Annotated in this window: 17 protein-coding genes; 6 read left to right on the top strand and 11 right to left on the bottom strand. The window is 62.9% G+C overall.

Translation table 11 applies throughout. The features are described 5' to 3' along the window. The 3 genes from ACLIRY_RS15460 to ACLIRY_RS15470 all read left to right on the top strand — a co-directional run. A partial coding sequence (locus ACLIRY_RS15460; protein WP_413206315.1) for a tail fiber assembly protein occupies window positions 1-335 on the top strand: 335 nt, incomplete at its 5' end. Between the two features lie 152 nt (window positions 336-487). Then, window positions 488-688, top strand: coding sequence for a Com family DNA-binding transcriptional regulator (locus ACLIRY_RS15465; RefSeq protein ID WP_413206316.1), 201 nt, complete (start codon window positions 488-490; stop codon window positions 686-688). Continuing rightward, on the top strand, window positions 663-1457 hold the full coding sequence (locus ACLIRY_RS15470; protein ID WP_413206317.1) for a DNA adenine methylase: 795 nt from the start codon (window positions 663-665) through the stop codon (window positions 1455-1457). The genes ACLIRY_RS15465 and ACLIRY_RS15470 overlap by 26 nt, the downstream gene beginning before the upstream one ends. On the opposite strand, the gene ACLIRY_RS15475 is transcribed toward ACLIRY_RS15470, so the two are convergent. The 3 genes from ACLIRY_RS15475 to ACLIRY_RS15485 form a co-directional block, all read right to left on the bottom strand. Then, entirely contained in the window at window positions 1454-1675 is a 222-nt protein-coding gene (locus tag ACLIRY_RS15475; protein WP_413206318.1) for a DUF6900 domain-containing protein, read from the bottom strand. The two genes, ACLIRY_RS15470 and ACLIRY_RS15475, sit on opposite strands and share 4 nt — an antisense overlap. Beyond that, entirely contained in the window at window positions 1672-1899 is a 228-nt protein-coding gene (locus ACLIRY_RS15480; protein WP_413206319.1) for a hypothetical protein, read from the bottom strand. Before ACLIRY_RS15480 ends, ACLIRY_RS15475 begins: the two co-directional genes overlap by 4 nt. A 416-nt stretch (window positions 1900-2315) precedes the next feature. Continuing rightward, complete coding sequence (locus tag ACLIRY_RS15485) at window positions 2316-3314, bottom strand: NUDIX hydrolase (RefSeq protein WP_413206320.1); 999 nt, start codon at window positions 3312-3314, stop codon at window positions 2316-2318. Window positions 3315-3548: 234 nt separating this feature from the next. On the opposite strand from ACLIRY_RS15485, the gene ACLIRY_RS15490 reads away from it, so the two are divergent. Together ACLIRY_RS15490 and ACLIRY_RS15495 are read left to right on the top strand one after the other, a co-directional pair. After that, window positions 3549-5993 carry an EAL domain-containing protein gene (locus ACLIRY_RS15490; RefSeq protein ID WP_413206321.1) on the top strand — a complete coding sequence of 815 codons (2445 nt, stop codon included), beginning with the start codon at window positions 3549-3551 and terminating at the stop codon, window positions 5991-5993. 578 nt (window positions 5994-6571) lie between these two features. Then, window positions 6572-7264: a response regulator gene (locus ACLIRY_RS15495; RefSeq protein WP_413206509.1), complete on the top strand. Its 693-nt coding sequence runs from the start codon at window positions 6572-6574 to the stop codon at window positions 7262-7264. Between the two features lie 68 nt (window positions 7265-7332). Here ACLIRY_RS15495 and ACLIRY_RS15500 read toward each other — a convergent pair whose 3' ends face one another. After that, on the bottom strand, window positions 7333-8229 hold the full coding sequence (locus ACLIRY_RS15500) for a ketopantoate reductase family protein (RefSeq protein WP_413206322.1): 897 nt from the start codon (window positions 8227-8229) through the stop codon (window positions 7333-7335). Between the two features lie 151 nt (window positions 8230-8380). Then, window positions 8381-8842, bottom strand: coding sequence for an Lrp/AsnC family transcriptional regulator (locus ACLIRY_RS15505; protein WP_413206323.1), 462 nt, complete (start codon window positions 8840-8842; stop codon window positions 8381-8383). A 184-nt stretch (window positions 8843-9026) separates the two neighbouring features. Here ACLIRY_RS15505 and ACLIRY_RS15510 point away from each other — a divergent pair, with 184 nt between their 5' ends. Next, window positions 9027-10028, top strand: coding sequence for a helix-turn-helix domain-containing protein (locus ACLIRY_RS15510; protein ID WP_413206324.1), 1002 nt, complete (start codon window positions 9027-9029; stop codon window positions 10026-10028). On the opposite strand, the gene ACLIRY_RS15515 is transcribed toward ACLIRY_RS15510, so the two are convergent. The 6 genes from ACLIRY_RS15515 to peaA all read right to left on the bottom strand — a co-directional run bounded on the left by ACLIRY_RS15515 (window position 9935) and on the right by peaA (window position 16992). After that, window positions 9935-11725 (bottom strand): ABC transporter ATP-binding protein, encoded by a 1791-nt coding sequence (locus ACLIRY_RS15515; RefSeq protein ID WP_413206325.1) that lies wholly within the window; start codon window positions 11723-11725, stop codon window positions 9935-9937. The two genes, ACLIRY_RS15510 and ACLIRY_RS15515, sit on opposite strands and share 94 nt — an antisense overlap. After that, entirely contained in the window at window positions 11722-12426 is a 705-nt protein-coding gene (locus tag ACLIRY_RS15520; RefSeq protein ID WP_413206326.1) for a hypothetical protein, read from the bottom strand. Before ACLIRY_RS15520 ends, ACLIRY_RS15515 begins: the two co-directional genes overlap by 4 nt. A 13-nt stretch (window positions 12427-12439) precedes the next feature. Further along, window positions 12440-13555, bottom strand: a complete 1116-nt coding sequence (peaD, locus tag ACLIRY_RS15525) for a quinohemoprotein amine dehydrogenase subunit beta (RefSeq protein WP_413206327.1) — start codon at window positions 13553-13555, stop codon at window positions 12440-12442. A 70-nt stretch (window positions 13556-13625) separates the two neighbouring features. After that, window positions 13626-13952, bottom strand: a complete 327-nt coding sequence (gene qhpC, locus ACLIRY_RS15530; RefSeq protein WP_413206328.1) for a quinohemoprotein amine dehydrogenase subunit gamma — start codon at window positions 13950-13952, stop codon at window positions 13626-13628. Beyond that, complete coding sequence (gene peaB, locus ACLIRY_RS15535) at window positions 13949-15382, bottom strand: quinohemoprotein amine dehydrogenase maturation protein (RefSeq protein WP_413206329.1); 1434 nt, start codon at window positions 15380-15382, stop codon at window positions 13949-13951. The genes qhpC and peaB overlap by 4 nt, the downstream gene beginning before the upstream one ends. A gap of 26 nt (window positions 15383-15408) precedes the next feature. Then, entirely contained in the window at window positions 15409-16992 is a 1584-nt protein-coding gene (peaA, locus tag ACLIRY_RS15540) for a quinohemoprotein amine dehydrogenase subunit alpha (RefSeq protein ID WP_413206330.1), read from the bottom strand. Between the last annotated feature and the right edge of the window lie 92 nt (window positions 16993-17084).

Genomic DNA, 17084 nt, shown 5'->3' on the forward strand with positions numbered 1-17084 from the left:
ATGGCAATCAAATGCCACTCGATGCAGTCGAAATATCCGACAACCACTACGACGAACTGCTGGCGGCTCTGGCGTCCGGTTTGGAGATTGTTGCCGGTGAGGACGGCGGCCCTGTCGCTGTCGATCCGCCATCACTGACACTTGAACAAGGATGGTCCTGCCTGCGGCACAGACGTGATCAGTTGCTCGCGGCCTCGGACTGGCGTGTTGCGTCGGATAGTCCGTTGTCGGACGACGCCATGGCCGCATGGAAAAACTATCGCCAGGCGCTGCGGGATTTGCCGGACGTTACCCCGGACCCGCTTGCTCCAATTTGGCCAGAACCGCCAAGGTGAGCGGTCTGTATTTTCGACCCCATCCCCCGCGCAGGCGGGGGCCGGGCGGTTGCAGCCGCCCGAGCCGGGGGAAGCAGCCCCCACAACCAATCCGGCCAGACTGGCCGATCCCGCCACCCCGCACGGAGGCGGGGAAGTTTTAGGAAAAAATTTTGGAGGAGTCTATCCGGTGTCCCTCGTGTCATAAAATGCTCGCACAAATCGAGGGAATTCCTTATGGTCGAGTGACCATCAAGTGCCCAAGATGTCGGGCGACTTTAAGCTGGAGGGCCGTTCCGAGCCCCGACTCCGAGCGTCAATGCACGCCAAAAACAACGGAGAACGGGTATGATCCCGGTAAAGCCCCTGCGTAGTCTTGTGTCGTGGGTGGGCGGTAAGCGCCGCCTCGCCCCGCAGATCATCCGCCGCATCGAAGCCATCGACCACGATCTTTATGCCGAGCCGTTCATCGGTATGGGATCGGTCTTTCTGGCGCGGGAGCGGAAACCAAAGTTCGAAGCAGTCAATGACCGATCCGAGGACGTGGTCAACCTGTTCTGCATCGCCAAGCACCATCCCCAGGCGTTGGTGGATGAAATGAGGTTGGCGCTTGTGGCCAGGGCGGAATTCGAGCGTCTCCTGCTCGTGGATCCCGCGACCATGACCGATGTCCAGCGGGCGGCCCGTTTCTTCTTCCTGCAGAGGCTCAATTACGGGGGCAAGCCCACCTCGAAGAGTTTCCCGGCGCGGGGCAACGGCTGTAAAGGTCTATCCGTGGATCGGCTCCTCGCGAACCTGGGGGCCGTTCAACGCAGGCTGTCACATACCGTTATTGAGAATATGGACTGGACGGAATTCCTGCGCAGATACGATGGTCCCAGAGCCCTGTTCTACGCAGACCCGCCATACTTCGACTGCGAGGGCTACTACGGCCCTGGCCTTTTCGCGAGGGAGGACCATGCCCGCCTTGCGGATGCCCTTCTGGACCTTCGCGGACACTTTATTCTGTCCATTAATGACGTGCCACAGATTGAAGCTCTGTATGCAGGTCGGGCGACTATCGAGCGGGTCGAGACCGTTTACACGGTCTCGGGCAGGCCCAGGACGGTGGTGGAGTTGTTGATTTCGGGAGGCGGGGCTTAGGCCCCGCTTTCCTTGCCAGCCCGGTAAGCGGCCTCAAGGGCCCACTTCATCGACCACACTGAGGTATCGTGGAAGTCGAGGCTGTCGCTGTGCCGCTCTTCAAGCGTCTCGACATGGAAATACTCCTGGGCGATGGTCAGGAGGACCGCGTCGCGGTCCGAGCCGTTTTCGATTTTGGTTTGGATGATCGCCTCGATGCGTTTACGAGCTTCGGTCATAGTGATGCCCTTCTCGCCTTATTGATGACGATTGTGGCGCCCAACAGGGCTTCGGCCTCGACCAGCGAGGTTTTAATGGTTGAGAGCCAGCCAATAGCTTCATTGGTCCGGCCTTCTTCGCTGGCACTGGCAGCTTCGCTGGCATCGGAGGCCATTTGGTAGAGGATCCCGTCAAGAAGTTGAATATTAACGTCGATGGCTGCGGTGAGTTCGGAGGTCGTCATTGGCTTGTTCCTTGGGTTGGTTCAATGACTCACTCATCGCGCTGGTGGCCGCCCCAGCCCAGCTATTTTTCTCCAAAACCATGTGTCGCGCACTCCAAAATCAAGTGGCGCGCTACACATCCCCGCCTAGGCGCGAAAGGGACGCATGCTTGTTAAGCCCGCCCCGACGCCGTCTAAACGATTGTTTCTTTTCGTCATTCCCGCGAAGGCGGGAATCCAGGGCGGGGACAACGGACAGAGGCGGTTGACGTGACCCAAGCGCACTTCACCATCGACAGCGAAATCAACCCTGGATCCCCGCGTGCGCGAGGATGACGAAAGCAAAAAATATCAAGTTGAAATGAAGCTCTACGAATCCCAGCGAGCCTGCCCAGTGACGGACAAAATAACGGAGCCGTTCCGCCGTCTTCCGCCCCTCACGCCCCCGGTCGGGCCTTCAGGCGCACCCCGGATGAGGGCCGCTCCTGGCGGATTTCTGGCCGGAAGCGCATCAGTTTCGCCGGGCGGCCTCCGGTCTCGGAGAAGACCTCGCCGGTTTCCTCCACCAGCCGGTTCTGCTCCACCAACCGCCGGAAATTCTGCTTGTGCAGCCCCGCCCCGGCCAGGGCCTCCGCCGTGCGTTGCAGGTGCAGCAGGGTAAAGCTCTCGGGCATCAGTTCGAACAGAACCGGGCGGTATTTGATCTTCGCCCGCAAGCGCCCCGCCGCCGTCGCCAGAATGCGCCGGTGGTCCGCCGCCATGGGCCGTCCACCCAGTTCCCGCACCGCCTCGGGCACGGGCATATGGGCGTCGGCCCAGGCCTCGGGGATCAGCCGGGCCTCATACAGCAGTTCGTAACGTTCGAGACAGCGTTCCTCATCCCAGGGCTGGCCGTCCAGACCAAAGGCCAGAATGACCCGGTTCAGGCGGTCCTTGCGGGCATAGCGGTCAGACTCTCCCCGCGCCCAAGCCCCCAGGCGGGTCGCCAGCACCGACCGCTCCGCTGCGTCCCGATCGCGCCGGTCCTCCCAGGGGAGGTAGTCGTACCAGGACCGCCAGGTTGCCTCCATGGCACCCGTCTCCTCCCCGTTTCTGCCTTCCCCGTTTCCGCCAACAAGGCCCGCCTCCCGAGTCAGGGCCAGATAGGCCAGAGACAGGGCGCGGGCGTCCGGGCGTCGGTCCTCTACCAGGGTGCGGTCCCGGTCGCCGAAGGTGTAGAGCTGCTCCACATGGCCCAGGCGCAGACGGGTTTGGTGCTCCACCCAGGACCGCAGGCCCGCTTGCAGGGTCCGGTGCTCCTCACGCAGGGGGCCGGAGGGGAACCAATCCGCCGCCACATCGGACCTTCGAACCACCAGAACGCGCGGATCCGCAGCGGTCACCGCAACGATGACCGCCGTCAAGTCCACCGTAACGGTGCTGGCCCCTTGGGACACGCTCTCCTCCGCCATTGTTCAGCCCGGCGACCCTACACCAGCCTAAGGGTATCGGCCATATGAACAGGCCAGGTCGTCCTCTGACATCGATCTTGCCCACTTTGCCCCATTGAATTGGCCGCGGATTTTTTTTACCGGGAAAGGGATCGTTGCTCATGGGTGACAATTGCGAAAACCGATCGTCCATGCCAGTCTATTATGATCAACTTTTGCCGCCCCTAATTGGATCCATTCATGTCGCTTCGCCTGAAGGTCGCACTCCTATCCGCCGCCCTTTTGGCGTGTCTTACAGCCGTTCTCGCGACTGCCCTCTGGGTGGTCGTCCGTCCGACATTCGATGATATCGAGCGCATCAGCGCCCAGGAGAGCATGGCCACGGTCCTGGCAACCTTGAAAGGGGAAGCGGAAGGACTGCGACGGCTGACCAAGGTTTGGGCCCATTGGGACGACACCTATGAGTACGCCCTGACCCGGGATCGCGCTTTCGAGGCAGCCAATCTGGTGCCCTCGAGCTTCATCAATTGCGAGGTGCATTTCTTCGCCATACTGGACAGTGAGGGGCGGACAATCTGGTCGACGACCCTGGACCGAGCCCTGAACGCCCCCCTGAAACAAGGCATGGACTTCTCGCTGGACGGGGCAAAGAACGGGCCATCGGCCAAAACTCTTTTCCAGGAGGCCCTCAGCGCGCCCGAAGGGAGCGTTGGCCTCATCCCCTCGCCCATAGGGCCCCTTCTGGCCTCCGCCCAAGCCATCCTGACCAGTGGCGATGAAGGCCCCGCCCGGGGTGTTCTGATCATGGGGCGTCGGCTCGACTACATTATGAGCCAGCATATTCCCCAGTATACAGACATCGATGTAACGCTGTGGTCGGCCAACACGATCGAACCGGATGGGGAAGGCCAAGGCACAGGGGGGATAGCGAACAGATCACCGATCCCTGACCAGGCACGCGCCCTGCTGGTGGCCGATTCCCCAACCCAAAGCATCCGGAGCGTTGGGACAGCCGGAAAGCAGGTCTCCCTGGCCAACCGGCTGGACGGCCTGGATGGCACGCCGCTGGCCGTTGCCGTGATCACACTGCCCAAGCGGCTCGAACCCCTTGGGTTAGAAGCCATCCGGTTGGCCATCCTGGTCGCCACGGGAGGAGGGCTGCTGTTCATCCTCACCTTCGCGACCGCGACCCGACGCATCATCCTTGATCCCCTTGCGCGCTTGCAGCGGCACATCACAACCATTACCCAGACCGGCGATCTGAACACCCCCCTCAATCTTGAGCGCACAGACGAAATTGGTGCCTTGGCAGAAGCCTTCGAGACCATGCGCAAACGCATCCGCACCCTCGCCCAGCAGGATCCCTTGACGGGTTTGCCCAATCGGGAGTTCTTCCTGACCCTGGCCGACCGGTCGCTGCCCCTCGCTCGGAAAGATGGGGGGCTGGTGGCCATCGCCTTCATCGACATTGACCGGTTCAAGACCATCAATGACAGTCTTGGCCAGGAGAATGGCGACGCCCTTCTCGCGCTCGTCGCCCGCCGCCTGTCTGCTCTTGCCGGACCAAGTGACCTTGTCGCGCGTTACGGCGGAGACGAATTCCTCATGCTCCTCGGCGGATTGGAAACCCCCCTATCGGCCCGAAACATGGCAAGTCGCCTGATCGGTGCCTTCGAACATCCCTTCACCATCGGGGGCCAGAGTATCTATGTCACGACAAGCCTCGGCCTGGGTCTGTTTCCCCGAGACAGCGATGATCTGACGACCCTGATCAGTCACGCCAACGCCGCCATGAATCACGCCAAGGCCCTGGGACGGAACAATTTTCAGTTTTTCGATGGGGACCTGAACATCCGCGCCCGGGAAATCCTGGCGATGGAAAGCTCTCTCCGTCAGGCGCTGGCGGAGAACCGCCTGGAACTCCGCTACCAACCCCAAGTCGATGCCAGCACCGGTCGCCTAACCGGTTTGGAAGCCTTGGTCCGCTGGAATCACCCCAATCGAGGCCTTGTCGCCGCAGAAGACTTCCTGCCCTTCGTCGAACAGTCCGGTCTCCATGCGACTCTGGACCGTTGGGTGATGGAGACAGCCTGTCGCCAATCCCGAAGCTGGCGGGACAAGGGCTTGTCCTTTCCCCCGGTCGCGATCAACCTGTCTGCCCGCCATTTCGAAGCGGACGACCTATACGACTTCATGGCCAATATGCTGGCATCTACCGGTGCGCGGCCCCAAGATCTGGCCATCGAAATCACCGAAACAGTGATGATGCGCATTTCAACCCGAACGAAAGACCTCCTGCGTCGACTGCGCAGTCTTGGGTTCCAGGTGGTCATCGATGACTTCGGAACGGGCTTCGCGTCTCTCAGCTACCTGCGGGAATTCCCGCTGGACAGGCTGAAAATCGATAAAACCTTCGTTGGCGAACTCCCCGGCAATATGGAAGATAGCGCGATCATCCGCGCTGTCCTGGCCCTCGCCCGGGAATTGGGTCTGGATGTCCTCGCCGAGGGCGTTGAGCGTCAGGACCAAGCCGATTGGCTCAGGGAAGCGGGATGCCACATGCAGCAGGGATACCTGCATGGCCACCCCCTGACCCCGGAGGACCTGGAGGAACGCCTGAGCACCACCCCCCAATGGTCCCAGGGAAGCATCGACCAGACCTCTCTGCAATATATCGCCCCATAGAGTATTTCGAGATCAACTTGGGTCGCTTCGCGAGCAAACTTGGCCTCGGAGATACTCTAAAACTTATAGAATGAGAGGAAAACTGGATCATCTTGAGTAACGCACCAAGCAACCCACGGGACAGGACCGTGCCTTATACTTTTTGGGCGATTGCCCAAGCCCATTTGGGGGCAAATGCCCCCAAACCCCCATTTCTCTTCTGAGAATAAGATCCCAGTGGGGGACAGGGCACAGCCCCGTGGCGGGAAAACATCCCCTGTCATGTACCTTGCAGCCAACCAGGCGAATTGATCTCACCCCTCGAATCTTCTATCTATAGAGGAAACATCGTTTATCTTTGTGTTTGGTCCGTTGCATAAAACGCTCCTTCGGAGTGGGCAACGCTTAGAATGCTCCAAGGCCAAGTTAGGCCGAGAATTGGCCCAACTTGATCTCAGAGCACTCTAGATCAATATATCGGTCAAACATGACCCTACGACGGAGTTCCCGCTTCCACGCGTTTCTTCCAAATTGACCAGCCACCCCGGAACACCGCGTCTCCCCCGGTGGGCCGCCCATGAAATTGGAGCCCCATGCCCATGCGAGTCCTACTCGCAGATGACCATTCAATCATCCGCAACGCCCTGAAATTCATTTTCCAGGACCTGGAGGACGACACCGACTTCGAGGAGGTTCGAGGCTATCCCCAATTGGAGGAACGCCTGACCCACGCCAGCCCCCTGTTAGACATGGTCGTGATGGACCTGCAGATGCCTGGATACGAAGGCTTGGGGCAAATCCGTCGCATTGTCGATGCGGCAGGCCCCATCCCCGTCGCCGTCTTTTCCATGATGGAAAACGTCGATGACATACGCGCCGTCTTGCGCCAAGGCGTCAGAGCGTTCATCCCCAAATCCACCGACGAAGCCCTGATCGGAACCCTGCTCAAACTGGTCGCGGGAGGAGGCACCTACATTCCGGCCCAAGTGAGCGGTCTGACTGACAACAAGACCACGGCACCCGCCCTGGCGCTGGATGCCAGCCTCGCCCCCGGCCTGGATCGGTCGATGGTCACCCAGGCGCCCGAAGATCCCCGCCTGGCGGGCCTGACCCGACGTCAGCGGGAGGTCTTGGCCCTGATGAGCCAAGGTCTCTCCAATATGGAAATCGGCAACCGCTTGGGTTTGAATCTGTCGACGGTCAAAACCCATGTCACGGGGATCCTGAAGGCCCTTGACGTGGATAACCGGACCCAAGCCGTTCTCATGGCCCGGGGCCTCACTTCTGGCTGACCGGAAAGGGCGTGAGGGTCGGGACAGTCGGGCTGGTTCAGCGCCCCCCCTCCGCTCCAAGACACCCGTTACGCGCCCATCTTGGCTTCGGCCAATTTGACCATGGCCACCAACAACCGGTTGACCGGGGTCGACACCCCCAGATCCGCGCCCTTGCGCACCACATAGCCATTCAAGTGATCAATCTCCGTCGCCTTGCCCCGGGCCATGTCCTGGGCAGTGGACGAAAACTGGTTGGGCATGGTCCGGGCCAGCCCTAAAATATAATCAATCGTTGGGTCCTTCAGGGCAATCCCCAAGGCACCGGCCACCGCAATGCATTCCCTACGCACATCCTCCATGGTCTCCTTCACCCCTTCGACGGCAACGATCTGCCCATAGGGCATCTGGGTCACCGCAGACAAAGCATTGTAGGCGCAGTTCAAAACCAGTTTCTCCCAAAGGGAACGGATCACCGTATCGGAGACCGTCACCGGGATTCCAGCCTGGGGCAGGACCTTGGTCAGGGTGGCGTTGGCCGGAGAGTCGCCGATCACCAGCTCCCCCCGACCATGGTGCAGCACATGGCCCGGCCCAGCCATTTCCGAGGCTACATAGACCGCCGCAGGAACCACGGACCGCCCGAGAACCGCAGACAGGCGCTCGGCATTGTCCACACCGTTCTGCAAAGACAGAACCACCGTTTCCGGGCCCAGGTGCGGAAGAAGTTGGCGCCCCGCCTCCTCCGTATCACCGGACTTCACGCAAAACAGAACCACCTCGCATCCGGCCAAGGCCGAAGCATCAGAGGCACCGTCCACCGCCACGGCACCGTCAAACTCGGCTGTCTTCAGGCGCAAGCCATGGGCTGCGACCGCTTCGGCGAAGGCGGGGCGCCCAACAAGGGTCACCCGGTGACCCGCTTGGGCCAGACGCGCACCGTAATAGCAGCCCACCGCGCCCGCGCCCAGAATACCGAAATGCATGACACCGTCCTCCGATACAGACCCATCGGTCCCATTTCATGGAAATACTGTCTCATTAGCGGAATGAGGAAAAGTGGACACCGGTTTTCCGTCCTCATTCCGCTCTAACCATTTGATCCAGGTTAGATCCCCTTACCCCGCCCGAAAAGAGTCAAAACGGTAGGGGCGCGTTCTCCTTGACCTCTTTCATCACGAAAAAGGTCCGGGTTTGACGTACCCCGGGCAAGGCAATCAGCGCCGCCCCATGCAGCCTGTTGAACGCGGCCATGTCCCGGACCCGGATCTTGAGCAGATAGTCGAAATCTCCGGCCACCAATTGGCAATCCAGAACCATATCCAGTTTGATCGCTGCCGCCTCGAAGGCTGCGAAGCTTTCCGAGGTGGACCGGTCCAGCACCACCCCCACCATGACCAGGGTGCCCAGGCCGACGGCCTCGGGCGCCACTGCGGCGCGCACGCCGGTGAGCGTCCCCTCTTCAAACAGACGCTGGGTCCGGCGGTGGCAGGTGGCCGGGCTGATATTCACCCTTGTGGCCAATTCCGCGTTGGTCAGTCGGCCATCGGCCTGAAGGGCACGCAGGATGTTCATATCGATGCGATCCAGGGACGCCATGGAGTTTCTTCCCCTCTCCGGTTCAGTGCATTGATCCCGAAGGGCGCAGGCAGCTCCCATCACGGACCAACCGATCCCGCCCTTGTTCCCGCAGGCAACATGACCAATACTAACCCAGTCATCATTTCGCAACCCGAAGGGATCGCAACCCGTGGGGACGCCAAGGATCAGAGCCCGCCCGCTAATGTCCTTTCACCGGCGCCTGTCCCTCTCCGAGGGCCAGAGGGCCGATGTTCTGGGCCGTAACAACCTCGACGAAGGACGGTTGGCAGAGGGGGAGGAAAGCCTCATCCCCCTAAGCGCCTTCGTCGGTGCCATGGAAGATCTCAGCCAGATAACCGGTAATCCCATATTGGGCTGGCGCCTGGGTGAGACCATCGACATGGCCGACCTGGGTGAAACGGGTCTGGCCCTGTCCCTCGCCCCCACCTTGGGCGATGCCCTGACCTGCCTGGGCGACAGTTTCGCCTCCATTCAGACCAGCACCTATTTACGGTTCCAGGTCGACGGAGACGTGGCGACGATGAAATATGCCATCCTCGACCCGACCATCTGGCCCCGCCAACAGGACGCCGAATTGACCCTGGCCGTCATCGCCTGCCTTATCCACCGGTTCGCCGGGGCGGCCAGCCGAGACAGCTTGACCGTGGAACTGGAACACGACCGCAACCCCGGCAGCCGCGCCCTGGCCGGTCACATCAGGGGGACCATCCACCATGGCGCCGCCCTCAACAGCCTGAGCTTTCCCGTCTCTTTGCTAGACCAGCGCCAAACCGATGGCCCAACGACGGATTTTCAGGCCATCAGCGGTCATCTCGAACGAAGCACCCATGCCCTGGTCGCCGCCCAGCCCCTGTCCGCCCGGGTCCGTCTGCTGCTGTTCCAGGGCATGGATGACGGCGCCGTGGACCAGGAAACCATTGCGAAAACCCTCGGTATGTCTCCCCGAGGTCTGCGCCGTCACCTGGTGGAGGAAGAAGGCAAGACCTTCCAGGACATCGTCGATGAAACCCGCCAAGCCCTGGCCAGCGCCTATTTGACCCGCACCCGGTTGAGCCTGGGGGAAATCGCCCTCCACCTGGGGTATTCGGATCAAACGGCCTTCACCCGGGCCTTCACCCGCTGGTTCGGCACCTCCCCCCGATCCGTCCGGCGGAACGCGTTTCTGTCCAAGTCGACCACCTGATCGAAGGGGCCCAAGCGCTCGGCCCCCGCATGGGCGACCAGGATCCGGGTCCGCTCGGGATAGGCGCCGTCGATGGCCGCAACGATGGCCGCCGCCGAATCCCCATCCACTTCCGACAGGCTTTCATCCAGGATCAACACCCTGAAGGGCACCAGAAGCGCCCGGGCCAGGGCCAAGCGCTGCCGCTGGCCGCCGGACAGGTCCAGGCCCCGCTCCCGGGCTTCCGTGTCCAAGCCCTGGCGATCCCGTTTCAGCCAATCGCCCAGACCGACCAGATCCAGCACCCGCCACAGGTCCGCCTCGGTAGCGTCCGGCGCGGCAAGCCGCAGGTTATCGGCGATGGTCCCCTGGAAGACCCACCCCACCTGAGGCACCACAACCACCGCCCGCCGCAGGGCCTGGGAGTCCAGTCGGGCGATATCGACGCCCTCGAGGGTCACCCGCCCCCGATCGGGCAGAAGGCCGCCGGTCAACAAACCGATCAGGGTGGTCTTGCCCCGCCCGGACTCTCCCTTTAACAGGATTTTCCTGCCTGCGGGCAGGGTCAAGGAGAGGTCCTCCACCACCGGATCCAGGGTTGGGCCATGGGCAAAGCCAACGCCTTCCAGAGCCAGGACACCCGGGCCGGACGGCACCGGCTCCCGTGGTCGGGACTGCCCCGCTTTCTCCCCTCCGCTTTCCCCTTCGCCCAGCAGGTCCAGAATGCGGGCGACGGCCACCTTGACCCGCGCCTGGGCGTGGTACAGGCCGAGCAGAGTGCGCAGCGGGCCGGTCAGAAATCCCAAATAGCCGAGAAAGGCCACCAAAGAGCCCAGGGGCCATTGCCCCTGAATCACCCACCATCCCCCCAACAGCAAAGTCGCGGTCCGGGCCAGGGCGCCGAGGATGGAGGGAACCGCCGTGGTCACTTCCCGCCAGCGCCGTTGGGCCATCAGGGCGTCCACCTGAGCCTCCTGCGGCGCGTCCAGCGCGGTGCGCCGCGCCCCCTCGGCCCCCAAGGCACGGATCACGCCCAGGCCCGCCACACTTTCGGCCAGGAAAGAGGAGAGGACTCCCCGGCGCTCCCGGACCCGGGCGGCCATCCGCTCCGTGCGGGGGCGGGCCCAGGCGAGGAACACCAGCTCCAGGGGCGTCAGGGCAATGGCCACCAGGGCCAGCCGCCATTCCAGAACGGCCAGCATCACCGCCCCGCCGCTCAGGCGCAACACCGCCCCCAGACCCGAGAGCAGGGCGTCGAAGGCGAACTGTTGGACCTCCCCCGCGTCGCCATCCAGGCGGGTCATGACCTCGCCAATGGGGGCGGAGCCGACCTGTCCCCGCCGGGGCCCTTGCCGCAAGACGGCATCCAGAACCCGCCCCCGCACCTCGGCCAACATTCTTGCGGAAAAGCGCAGATGAACCAGACCGCTGAGCGCCCCGCCCCCCACCGCCGCCAACCCCACGGCGAAGGCCAGCCCGGCCCAAAGGACCAGGGCTCCGCCATCCTTGGCCAGCAAGCCCTCGTCGATGATCAATTTGGTCAAATAGGGCGTGGCAAGTCCCAGGGTAGCCACAGCCAGAGAGAGAGCCAGCACCAGACCAAGCCCCCCCAGGAAGCGGCGCAGGACCGGCGCCATCCACTCCCCGGCTTGGGGACCGAATAGCAACCGGGAAAAGCTCCGCGCCAAACGATCAGCCAAAGGGTTTTGTGGGGTCATACTCCGGCCCTCCGGACTTCCCGCCCACGATGAAGGACCCTGGCGCGCAAGGCGTCGGTCATGTTCAAGGGATCGGCCCCAAGACCATCCCGCAGCAAGACCGCCACATGGGCTGTCAACCGGGCGCAGGCAATGCTCGCGCCGCCGGGTCCGGGAGGGGCACCGGATACGGCTCTCTCCGGTGAGGCACACCAAGCCCCGAAAATCGGTTGGGCCTCCGTGCCAAGCAAGGTGATGTCATCGAAGGCACAGCGGGCATCCCCGGTGGCGGCGATCACCCCTGGATAGGCGGCCGGGAAACACGGCCCTCCCTGTGCCGGAAAGGCCGCGACCAACAGGACACCTGCGCCAAGGGCCCGCTCCACCGCCTCGCGCAGGACCGCCCGGTCATGGGGCAGTCCCAAACTGAGGCAAACGACGCGGGCACCCTCGCCCACCAACCAATCGAGGGCCGCAGCCACCCGGGCCGGAGAGGTGACCGGTCGGTCATCGAAGATCTGGGCATGGAGGGGAACGAGTTTGGGCAGCCCCCGGCGCAGAATAGCGTCCACCTGGGTTCCATGGCCCAGGCGGTCGGGATGGGGCGGCCCCATATGGACCGCCCCATCCTCGTCCGAAAAGAAGCGGCGGGCGCCAACCAAGGTGGCCGAAGGCCCGCCGCTATCCACGATTCCGACCGGGGGAAGCATGTCGAAAACCATGGAAGGTCGTCTCCTATTCGAAGGGCGTATCCCGGTTGATGACCCGTACCGCAGCCACGGACATATTGGCCTCGCCGGGCATGGAAATCCGGCCCAGCATGTCCAGGCTCTCCGCATCGAAAACGGCGATATCTCCCATGGCCCCGCCGACGAACACCTTGGAGCCGTCGGTGGAGACATTGACCGCGTAATAGCTATGCGGCAACTCCACCCGCTTCAGCGGCTTGCCTTCGCCCAGGTCGAATTTGGACAACTGGGTATAGGCACCGTATACGATGTTTTTGTCCACAGGACTGACCGCCGTGGAGAAATAGAAGATATCCGTGTTCTCCACGTTCTTCATGGCCATCTCGCCGGTGTCCAGGTCCAGGGTCAGCAGACCGGTCCAATAGGCCGTGGGATCGGCCATATCCATGTCACTGCGCGCCGTGTAGTATGGCGTGGCCATCACGCCCGCCTGCTCCCACTGACTCCAGACATCCAGAATATCGGTGGGGTAAAAGCCCTCCCGCCCCCAGTTCTGAGTCGGATGGGACGCGATCTGCTTCCCGGTCTTGGCGTCGAAAACATAGAGCTCTCGTCCCAGGCCATAGAGCTTGGAGCCATCCTTAGAGTACATGACCAAGGTCATCTGCCGGGGCGCCTCGGCCCGGCGGAGCAGTTTGCCGGTCTTGGCGTCGTAGAAGGAAATCCGGGTGGGCTGGACCTGATATTCATGGGTCAGCAGCTTCACCGGGGATTCGTTAACCGCCAGGGTCGTTCCGTCCGGTGACAGATCCACGCCGAACATGGCTTTCACCCGGGTGGTGTCGTCGGACAGGTTCAGGCGCATGATCTCCGCACCGCTGTCCAAGTCGATCCCGACGATGGTTTCCCATTTGTTGATCAGCACATAGGCCATCTTGCCATCGGCGGTGGGCACGATGTTCATGGGCATCGGGCCACCATCCTTCAAGGGGATGGTCTTGGTGATCGCCATGGCGTCGGGATCGACGATCACCAGTTTGTCCGGCTTGGCCGCCGTCAGGATGTAATCCTTGGCGAGCGCTGCGCCCGTGTACAAGGCCGGGACGGCCAGGGCAACGGCGAAGGTAGCGGCCATAAGGGCCGCTTGAAAGGGTGTTCTCATATCCGAAACTCTCCGTGTCTTCGTCTTCATGTCGGTCCAGGGAAAACGGGAACTATGCGCCGGAAGGCGCCTATCCCTTGTCCTTGGGGAAGACCGACTGGAGATTGCGCCAATCCTCCTGGGCTGCGGGGGCGTCCGAGCTCCAGTCCGGATAGGTGTTCAGGGTGTCAGCCACCTGGGCGGGCCACCAGCAGGGGTCGGAACAGCCGTACAGGTCGGCCTCCATGGGCTGGCAGAGGGCGGCGACACCGCCGAAGGCATCCACTTCCCAACCGGGGTCGAAGGAGGTGGTGCAGCCCACCAGAGTGGTCATGGCAACCACTTCCTCCTCCTTGCCATCCTTGGCGGCTTCGATCAGTTGGCGGGCTTTATCGTTGACGGGTTTCAGGTGCTTCATGACGCAAGACTCCTGGGCTCGACATGGTGGCGGAGGAAGGACGGATTGGCGCGGGTGATGCGCGTATAGGCGCTCACGCCAAAATCCACCCAATCCCGCATGAGGTCACAGTAATGGGTCACGGGAGCATGGGGATCCCCCGAGCGCGCATAGGATTCGTGGTAGCAGCCGCCGGCGCAGAAGGAGCGGATCCGGCAGGTGGCACAGTCCCGGCCCGTGCGGTCCTGGGCGGCCTCGACGAAGGCGCCGAGGCGCGTCACATCAATGCCGCCAGAAACCGAACCATAGGTCGGCTGGTCCGAGCCCACAAACCGGTGGCAGAGGTGCAGGTCCCCCTCTCCGTCCACGGCCAGCATGCCCAGACCGGCGCCGCAGGGAACGGCCTTGCGCGTCCCCCTGGCAATGTCGGTGAGCAGTTGGTGCATGTTGGAGAACCCGATGTTCCGTCCGGCGATGGCCGCTTCCACATAAGCCTCGCCCAAGTCCTTCATGGCCGCGAAAACCTGAAGCAGGTCGTCTTCGGGCAGGTTGAAGGAGGTCATGGAGCCGGAAGTCACCGGGCCGAAGCCCACTTCGTAAAAGCCCAGCTCGTCATGCAAGTGCTTGTGGATGGCCGCGACATCGGTGACGCCCCGGGTCAGGGTCACGCGCGCACCGATGGGACGGGACCGGTAGCGACCCAGCAACATGCGGACCTTCTCGACCACCACATCGTAACTCCCTTGGCCGCCAATGGTCCGGCGGTTCAGGTCATGGAGCGCCTTGGGGCCGTCCATGCTGACCGTGAGCGCGAAGGCATGGGCATCCAGCCAGTCGACGATCTCTTCCGTCAACAGGGTGGCATTGGTGGTCAGGGAGAAGTCCACCGCCTTACCCTCGGCCTTGGCTTTGTCTTCGGCGTAGGCCACCACGTCTTTAATGAGCGGCAGATTGGTCAGGGGTTCGCCGCCGAAGAAAACGACGTTGACCCGATCCCGGGCCGCCGCCTGGGTAAACAGCAGGTCCACCGATTGGCGGGCCGTCTCGAAGCCCATCCGCAGCCCCTTGGCCGGGGTGGTCAGGTCTTCCTTGTAACAATAGGTGCAAGACAGATTGCAGCCGGTATTCACGTTCAGCACGATTGTGCTGAGGGGAATATCCTCCACCGCCTGGATAACGGGCGGGGACTCGAGGACCGCAGCATCCCGGAGGATGTCCAGCCGTGTCAGGGACTCCACACAGTCGGCCAGATCCTCCAGCGCATGGCGCGCCCCCAGGTCCCGGCGGAGATCCTCCGCCGACACCCGGTCTTCCCGCCGGAAGAGATCAAGAACTGCGGCACTGACCGCGTCCATCTCGAACAGGCTGGAAGACGGGACATGAACCAGCATCCGTTGGCCGTCCACGGTGATGTCATGCACGTTGTGGGGAACCAGGGTCAGCATGCCCATGGGTCTCTCCTTCACATGTGACGGGGTTAGCGGATCGGCCAATCGACGAATCGTTGGACGGTGACATAAAGCTGACCGGAGCCCTCCAGGGTTTTCCCGCCATCTGCCACGGTGGCGACGATGGACAGGTTGCCCGTATTGTTGGTGCCCTTGACCCGCTTCGGATTGGGACCGGCCGGACCGGGGGTGAACAGACCCATGGGGGAGATCGCTCCGGCAAATGTGGCGTCGTTCATGGCCGCCGCAGTCTCGTCGAAGTCCTCGCTTCGCCAGGTCGCTGCCATGGCGCCAACGCGGATATCGTCCTCCGTTTCCGGCACCCCATCGGGACCGTTCAGGTAACCGATCGCCTCGAACTGGGCGGGAACCTTGGGAATGGGACCACCGTTGCCGCCCACCCGGGCGAAGGTCACGGCGGGTTCCACGGCCACCCGATCCAGAGCGTCATAGACCACCAGGGAGCCAGGCAGTTCGGCCCCGCCCAGGGAGATGTCACGGGATCCAACCGCTGCGTCGGCGGCGGCTGTCACATCGAGCACCACCGTTCCCGCAGAGGCCTCGACCACCTTGGCCTCCAGGCCCGCCCCCAAATCGGGATCGCCGGAAAGATCCGTGCCCGTGAGGGTGACCCGAGTGGTTTCGCCGGGCTTCAGATAGGCCGGAGAAGCGGCCAGGAGCGCCGGGCCGGAGCCGACCTTGACTGCGGCCAAGGGTGCGCCCACCACGTCGTCGTCAACCATGAACCAGCGGCCTGTCAGGCCGGATCCATCGTCGGAGCGGGCCAGAACCTGCCGGATCTTGCCGCCCTCGCCGGACAGGCTGGCGCGCCATTCCCCGGCGCCGAAAACCCGGGCGGTTCCTTCGAAGGTCACCGGCTCCTTGCCCGCAACGGACAACGTCATGGACACGGAGAGGTCTCCGCCCTCCTTCGGGGTGGCGGTCATGCTGCCTTCGTAGTCCCCATGGCCCGGCCAGTGCCCGGCAAGACGCCAGTCCCCGGACAGGCTGGCGGGATCGATCTTGGCGGGGGCCTCGCCCAAGGGGAACATCTCGGCCAACTGGTCGACCATGTCAGTGCTGGCGATGCGCCACCAATCCCGATCCCGGGCAAGGGCCTGGTATTCGGCGGTCGGAAACTGCCCCAGATGGAAATTCATGAGACGGCGCCAGTCGTCCTTGGTCCGGCGCTGCAGCCCCACCCGGGCGAAGCTATGGCAGCGCGAGCACATCTCGGTGAATTCCTGCGTCGGACCAACGTCCTCGGCCACGGGCATCTTCTCCAGGATGTAGCGGTAGCTTTCGGTTTCGGCGATGGACAGGCCCCGCGTGTCGGCCAGATACTGCACGACGGTCGTCCGCTCCTCCGGCGTCAGGTCCACGCCGTTGTTGCGCATCATGCGCACCACTGTCATGTCCCACCCCTCGGGCGTGCGGCGCCCCTCGTCAATGCGCGGGATCAGGCCGCTGGCGTCCTTCTGGTGACAAACGCCGCATTTGGTGGCGACGATCTGCTCCCCGGTCAGCCCCTCAGCGGTCGCCACCCCCGCCGACAGGCTCAGCGGCGCCATAACACAGGCCCCAAGCACCAATGCTCTTGAAAACACTCCCATTCCTCCATCCTTTCCTGACGGACCCCAAGGGGAAAAAACCAAAGCGACACACATATTGCCGATGCAATCAATGGAGGCCCACCCTTCACAAT

Source organism: Rhodospirillum sp. A1_3_36, from assembly GCF_047263945.1.
Classification (GTDB): Bacteria; Pseudomonadota; Alphaproteobacteria; order Rhodospirillales; family Rhodospirillaceae; genus Rhodospirillum.

Coding starts and splice junctions, on each gene's coding strand:
- peaA (WP_413206330.1), bottom strand. CDS start 16,992: ATGGGAGTGTTTTCAAGAGCATTGGTGCTTGGGGCCTGTGTTATGGCG.
- ACLIRY_RS15480 (WP_413206319.1), bottom strand. CDS start 1,899: ATGACGACCTCCGAACTCACCGCAGCCATCGACGTTAATATTCAACTT.
- ACLIRY_RS15515 (WP_413206325.1), bottom strand. CDS start 11,725: ATGACCCCACAAAACCCTTTGGCTGATCGTTTGGCGCGGAGCTTTTCC.
- ACLIRY_RS15520 (WP_413206326.1), bottom strand. CDS start 12,426: ATGGTTTTCGACATGCTTCCCCCGGTCGGAATCGTGGATAGCGGCGGG.
- ACLIRY_RS15475 (WP_413206318.1), bottom strand. CDS start 1,675: ATGACCGAAGCTCGTAAACGCATCGAGGCGATCATCCAAACCAAAATC.
- ACLIRY_RS15505 (WP_413206323.1), bottom strand. CDS start 8,842: ATGGCGTCCCTGGATCGCATCGATATGAACATCCTGCGTGCCCTTCAG.
- peaD (WP_413206327.1), bottom strand. CDS start 13,555: ATGAGAACACCCTTTCAAGCGGCCCTTATGGCCGCTACCTTCGCCGTT.
- qhpC (WP_413206328.1), bottom strand. CDS start 13,952: ATGAAGCACCTGAAACCCGTCAACGATAAAGCCCGCCAACTGATCGAA.
- ACLIRY_RS15510 (WP_413206324.1), top strand. CDS start 9,027: ATGTCCTTTCACCGGCGCCTGTCCCTCTCCGAGGGCCAGAGGGCCGAT.
- ACLIRY_RS15495 (WP_413206509.1), top strand. CDS start 6,572: ATGCGAGTCCTACTCGCAGATGACCATTCAATCATCCGCAACGCCCTG.
- ACLIRY_RS15490 (WP_413206321.1), top strand. CDS start 3,549: ATGTCGCTTCGCCTGAAGGTCGCACTCCTATCCGCCGCCCTTTTGGCG.
- ACLIRY_RS15500 (WP_413206322.1), bottom strand. CDS start 8,229: ATGCATTTCGGTATTCTGGGCGCGGGCGCGGTGGGCTGCTATTACGGT.
- ACLIRY_RS15470 (WP_413206317.1), top strand. CDS start 663: ATGATCCCGGTAAAGCCCCTGCGTAGTCTTGTGTCGTGGGTGGGCGGT.
- peaB (WP_413206329.1), bottom strand. CDS start 15,382: ATGGGCATGCTGACCCTGGTTCCCCACAACGTGCATGACATCACCGTG.